The organism is Mesorhizobium sp. WSM4845, assembly GCF_055811455.1.
On sequence record NZ_JBVVQA010000099.1, the window covers coordinates 1 to 593 of the forward strand.

Genomic DNA, 593 nt, shown 5'->3' on the forward strand with positions numbered 1-593 from the left:
ACCTTCAGCCGCGGCTTGACGTCGGCGCCGTAATCGGCGGGAGATTTCTCGTCGAGCGGCTTCTTCTTGGCCTTCATGATGTTGGGCAGCGAGGCATAGCGCGGCTGGTTGAGGCGAAGATCCGCGGTGACAATCGCCGGCATCTTCAGCTCCACCGTCTGCAGGCCGCCATCGACCTCGCGCGTCACCTTGGCCTTGTCGCCATCGATAACGACCTTGGAGGCAAAAGTGCCTTGCGCCCAGCCCAGAAGTGCGGCCAGCATCTGGCCGGTCTGGTTCGAATCGTCGTCGATCGCCTGCTTGCCGAGAATGACGAGACCGGGCTTTTCCGCCTCGACCACGCCCTTCAGCACCTTGGCGACACCCAGCGGCTCGGTCTGCTCGTCGGTCTTGACCAGGATGGCGCGGTCGGCGCCCATGGCGAGCGCGGTGCGCAAGGTCTCCTGCGCCTGCTGCGGCCCGATCGAGACAACGATGATCTCCTCCGCCTTGCCGGCCTCCTTCAGCCGGATCGCCTCTTCGACCGCGATCTCGTCGAACGGGTTCATCGCCATCTTGACGTTGGCGAGTTCCACCGCCGAACCGTCAGCCTT

The 593-nt window shown here is 64.4% G+C and carries 1 protein-coding gene; it reads right to left on the reverse strand.

From position 1 onward, the window contains the following. Window positions 1-593 (reverse strand): electron transfer flavoprotein subunit beta/FixA family protein (locus AC0L2C_RS34175; RefSeq protein WP_473525533.1); only part of this gene is annotated, 593 nt, incomplete at both ends.